We start from the raw sequence: 4,878 nt of genomic DNA, 5'->3' as shown, positions 1-4,878 counted from the left end.
AACGGTCGCGAACCCGCGAAGCGGGCGCGACCGTTCACGGGCCCCGCCGAGCAGGGGTGGGGCCCCGACGACGGCGGCCAGCCGTCGGCGGGGCGGGGGACGCAGTCCCCCGTGAGATCAAATCGGCCTGGCCTGCGTCGTCCGCGCCAGGTCGGCGAGCTCCTCCGGCGACATCGAGAGGAACGCGTCGGCGCAGCGGGGATCGAACTGGGTCCCGGAGCAGCGCGCGATCTCGGCGCGCGCCGCGTCCACCGGGCCGCCCTTGCGGTAGGGCCGGTCGCTCGTCATCGCGTCGAAGCAGTCGGCGATCGCGAAGATGCGCGCGCCGATGGGGATCGCGTCGCCCGCGAGGCCGCGCGGATAGCCGCCGCCGTCGTAGCGCTCCTGGTGGCAGAGCACGATCTGCGCCGGCACGTCGAGGAACTCGACCGACTGCAGGATGTTGAAGCCGATCTGCGGGTGCTTGCGCATCTCTTCCCACTCGGCCGGCGTGAGCTTCGCGGGCTTGAGGAGGATCGCGTCGGGCACGCCGATCTTGCCGATGTCGTGGAGGAGGGCGCCGCGGCCGATGTCGGGCAGCTCCTTCTCGGTGAGGCCGAGCCGCTTCGCCACGGCGAGCGTGTAGCGCACGACGCGCTGGGAGTGGTCGCTCGTCTCGTGCTCGCGCGCGTCGAGCGCGGCGACGAGCGACCAGAGCGTCTGGGAGTAGGTGGCCTGCAGGTCCCCGAGCGTCCGCGACAGCTCCGCGGTCTTCTCGCGCACGCGGTTCTCGAGGCTGCGCCGGTAGCGCTGCCGCGCGAGCTCTAGGCGCCGTCGCCCGAGTGCCCGCTCGATCGCGCGGATGAGGTCCGTGACCTTGGGCGGCTTGAGGAGGTAGTCCGCCGCGCCGTTTCGCAGGCACTCGACCGCGGCCTCGGTGTCGCCGAAGGCGGTCAGCATGATGACGGCGGTGTCCGGGTGGAGCTCGCGGATCCGGTCGAGGAACCAGAAGCCGTCCTTGCCCGGCATCCGGACGTCGCTGATCGCGAGCGAGAACTCGCTCAGCCGGGCCGCGTCCAGGGCGGCCTCCGCCGAGGAGACCGCCGTGACGGCGTAGCCCTCCTCCCCGAGCAGGACCGCGATGACGTCGCGCACCGACGTGTCGTCGTCGACGATGAGGATCCGGGTGGGTTCGCTGGGGGACTCCGCCATTCGAGCGCTTCTTCCTTCGGCGAAGAGGGGGCGCCCAGAAGGGGCGGGTGCCGAAACTATAGCATGCAGGTCGCACCCCCAATGCCCAGCATTCGCCCGGCGGTCGCCCGTTTGAGCGCCGCGTCTTGACCTAGCGCCAGTCCACCGCTACATCCCGCGCGGCAACATGTCCGACACCCCGCGCAGCAGCCTGCCCGTCCTGGGCTCCGCCGGCGAGCCGCCGCAAGACCCGAGATCCATCCTCCAGGCCTTCCGGGAGCAGGGCGTGCCGATGACCGCGCGGAAGCCCGGCTGGCTGCGGGTCAACGTGCCGGGCGGCGAGCGCTACCAGAAGGTGCGCGAGACGGTGAAGGGGCTCGAGCTCCACACCGTCTGCGAGGAGGCGCACTGCCCGAACGTGGCCGAGTGCTGGGGGGGCGGGACCGCCACCGTCATGTTGATGGGCGACGTCTGCACCCGCGGTTGCCGCTTCTGCAACGTGAAGACGGCGGCCCAGCCGCCGCCGCTCGACGCGGACGAGCCGCGCCACCTCGCGGAGGCCATCGCGAAGCTCGGCCTCGACTACATCGTCGTGACGAGCGTCGATCGGGACGACCTGCCCGACGGCGGCGCCGGCCACTTCGCCGACGCGATCCGGCGCCTGAAGGCGATCCCCCGCCTCCTCGTCGAGGTGCTGACGCCGGACTTCCGCGGCGACGCCGCCGCGGTGCGCGCGGTCGGCGAGGCCGCGCCGGACGTGTTCGCGAACAACCTCGAGACGGTCCGCCGGCTCACGCCGGTCGTGCGGGATCTCAAGGCCGGCTACGACCAGACCCTCGGCGTCCTCGCGCAGATGAAGCGCGAGTTCCCGCGGATCGTGACGAAGTCCTCGATCATGGTCGGGCTCGGAGAGACCGAGGACGAGCTCGTCCAGGCGATGAAGGACCTGCGCGCGTCCGGCGTGGAGATCCTCACGCTCGGCCAGTACCTGCGGCCGAGCGCCTGGCACCTGCCCGTCGTCGAGTTCGTGACGCCCGAGAAGTTCGCGGCGTGGCGGGAGGCGGGCCTCGCGCTCGGCTTCCGGTACGTGGCGAGCGGACCGCTCGTACGGTCCAGCTACCGCGCCGCCGAGCTGTTCCTGAGGGGCGAGATCGCCTCGCGAGCCCCTGGTCCCTGACCGGAGCGACTCATGCGCCGAGAGCACGAGGTGGGGGCGGTACCGAGGCGGCAGCGCGGCAACCACCGCGAGTGGGAGCCCGGCCGCTTCGTGAAGGAGTTCCCGCTGTACCGCCTCGTCGGCGAGGACGGCGAGCTCGTCGGTCCGCCCGACGAGGTGACGCTGTCCGACGCCGAGGTGCTGAAGCTCTACGAGCTCATGGTCCTCAACCGGGCGCTCGACGAGCGGATGATCACGCTCCAGCGCCAGGGCCGCATCGGCTTCTACATCGGCTCCATCGGCGAGGAGGCCTCGATCCTCGGCTCCGCCGCGGCGATGGACGAGCAGGACTGGATCTTCCCCTGCTACCGCGAGCACGGCGCCGCGCTCATGCGCGGGATGCCGCTCGTCGCCTTCCTGTGCGAGCTGTTCGGCAACGCCGGCGACGCCCTGAAGGGCCGGCAGATGCCGTGCCACGAGGCCTGGCGGCCCGGCCGCTTCACCTCGATCTCCTCGCCCATCTCCACGCAGATCTCGCACGCCGTCGGCGCCGCCTGGGCGGCGCGCCTCAAGGGCGATCCGATGGTCGCCATCACCTACTTCGGCGAGGGCGGCACGAGCGCCCACGACTTCCACACCGGCCTCAACTTCGCGGCCGTCCGCAAGCTCCCGGTCGTGTTCATCTGCCGCAACAACGGCTGGGCGATCAGCGTGCCGCGCGAGCGGCAGACCGGCTCGGAGACGATCGCGCAGAAGGCCATCGCCTACGGCATGCGCGGCGAGCGGGTCGACGGGAACGACCTCCTGGCGGTGCACGCGGCGACGCGGCGCGCCCGCGCGCGCGCGGCGGCGGGGGAGGGGCCCACGCTCATCGAGTGCGTCACCTACCGCGTCGAGGGCCACTCCACCTCCGACGATCCGCGCGCCTACCGCCCGGCGGAGCTGGTCGAGCCGTGGAAGCGGAAGGATCCGCTCCTGCGCATGCGCCGCTTCCTCGCGCGGCGCGGGGCGCTCGACGACGCGGGGGACGAGCGGATCCGCGCCGGCGTGCGCGAGGAGCTGCAGCGGGTCCTCAAGGAGGCGGAGGCGTTCGCGCCGAAGCCGCCGCTCGAGTCCCTGTTCGAGGACGTGTACGCGGAGCCGACCCCGCTCCTCCGCGAGCAGCTCGCCGAGCTCGAGGCCGCGGTCGCCGCCGATCCGCGCGTCGCGAACCCCCGCCACTCCGACGCCTGAACGCCCGGGAGGTCCGCATGCCGACGATGAACATCATCCAGGCGGTGAACGACGCCCTGCGCCTCGAGATGCGTCGCGACCCCGACGTCGTGGTGATGGGCGAGGACGTCGGGAAGTTCGGCGGCGTGTTCCGCGCCACGCAGGGGCTGTACGACGAGTTCGGCGCCGATCGCGTGATGGACACGCCGCTCGCGGAGGGCGGCATCATCGGGACCGCGCTCGGCATGGCGCTCTACGGCCTCAGGCCCGTCCCGGAGATCCAGTTCGCGGACTTCATCTTCCCCGCGTTCGACCAGATCGTGAACGAGGTGGCGAAGTACCGGTACCGCTCCGCGGGTCAGTACTCCTGCCCCATGGTGATCCGCACGCCCTACGGCGGCGGCATCAAGGGCGGCCACTACCACTCGCAGTCGCCGGAGACGCACTTCGTCCACACCGCCGGGCTCAAGGTGGTCGTGCCCTCGAACCCGTACGACGCGAAGGGCATGCTCATCAGCGCCATCCGCGATCCGGACCCGGTGCTGTTCTTCGAGCCGAAGCGCGTGTACCGCGCCGCGAAGGGCGAGGTGCCCGAGGGCGAGTACCAGGTCCCCATCGGCAAGGCGAAGGTGACGCGCGAGGGCTCGGCGCTGACGCTCGTGGCGTGGGGTTCGATGTGGCACGAGGCCGAGCAGGCCGCGCGCGAGGCGGAGGCGGAGGGCATCGACTGCGAGGTCATCGACCTGCGCTCGCTGCAGCCGCTCGACACCGACACGCTCGTCCAGTCGGTGAAGAAGACCGGCCGCGCCATCGTGGTGCACGAGGCGCCGCGCACCTGCGGCTTCGGCGCGGAGCTCGCCGCGATCCTGCAGGAGAAGTGCTTCCTCCACCTCGAGGCGCCCATCACGCGCGTGACCGGGTTCGACACGCCGTTCCCGTACACGCTCGAGAACGAGTACCTGCCGCGCGCGCCGCGCGTGCTGAAGGCGATCCGCGAGGTCGTGTCGTACTAGGGCTGCCCCCGGGCAAGCGAGGCCGAACCCATGGCGTACAAGCTCGAGCTCCCCGACATCGGCGAGGGCGTCGTCGAGGCCGAGGTGCAGCAGTGGTTCGTGAAGCCCGGCGACGTCGTCGCCGAGGATCAGCCGCTCGTCGAGGTGATGACCGACAAGGCGACGGTGGTCATCCCCTCGCCGAAGCGCGGGCGGGTCGTGAGGCTGTTCTGGAACGTGGGCGACGTCGCGAAGGTGCACTCGCCGCTCGTGGAGCTGGAGCTCGAGGGGGCGTCGGCGCCGCCGCCGTCGGCGCCGAGCACGGCCCAGGCGAGGGCCGGCACGGAG

At 71.9% G+C, this 4,878-nt stretch carries 5 protein-coding genes; 4 read left to right on the top strand and 1 reads right to left on the bottom strand.

Going from position 1 to position 4,878, the window contains the following annotated elements:
* Positions 1-117: 117 nt before the first annotated feature.
* Entirely contained in the window at positions 118-1,191 is a 1,074-nt protein-coding gene (locus tag MNY60_RS23335; protein ID WP_242341469.1) for an HD domain-containing phosphohydrolase, read from the bottom strand.
* Positions 1,192-1,462: 271 nt separating this feature from the next.
* Between MNY60_RS23335 and lipA the strand changes: the two genes are divergently transcribed.
* The 4 genes from lipA to MNY60_RS23315 all read left to right on the top strand — a co-directional run.
* A complete protein-coding gene (gene lipA / locus MNY60_RS23330; RefSeq protein ID WP_242341470.1) occupies positions 1,463-2,347 on the top strand; it encodes a lipoyl synthase in 885 nt (294 codons plus the stop codon).
* 12 nt (positions 2,348-2,359) lie between these two features.
* The gene (locus tag MNY60_RS23325; RefSeq protein WP_242341468.1) at positions 2,360-3,559 is read left to right on the top strand and encodes a thiamine pyrophosphate-dependent dehydrogenase E1 component subunit alpha; all 1,200 of its coding nucleotides are present in this window, start codon (positions 2,360-2,362) and stop codon (positions 3,557-3,559) included.
* Between the two features lie 17 nt (positions 3,560-3,576).
* Entirely contained in the window at positions 3,577-4,551 is a 975-nt protein-coding gene (locus MNY60_RS23320) for an alpha-ketoacid dehydrogenase subunit beta (RefSeq protein ID WP_242362030.1), read from the top strand.
* Between the two features lie 30 nt (positions 4,552-4,581).
* A partial coding sequence (locus MNY60_RS23315; protein WP_308197136.1) for a biotin/lipoyl-containing protein occupies positions 4,582-4,878 on the top strand: 297 nt, incomplete at its 3' end.

It is taken from the genome of Anaeromyxobacter sp. SG17, from assembly GCF_022690695.1.
In the GTDB taxonomy this organism is placed as follows: domain Bacteria; phylum Myxococcota; class Myxococcia; order Myxococcales; family Anaeromyxobacteraceae; genus Anaeromyxobacter; species Anaeromyxobacter soli.
Note: the sequence above shows the minus strand (reverse complement) of the source record. Positions and strands in the feature narration are given on the sequence as shown.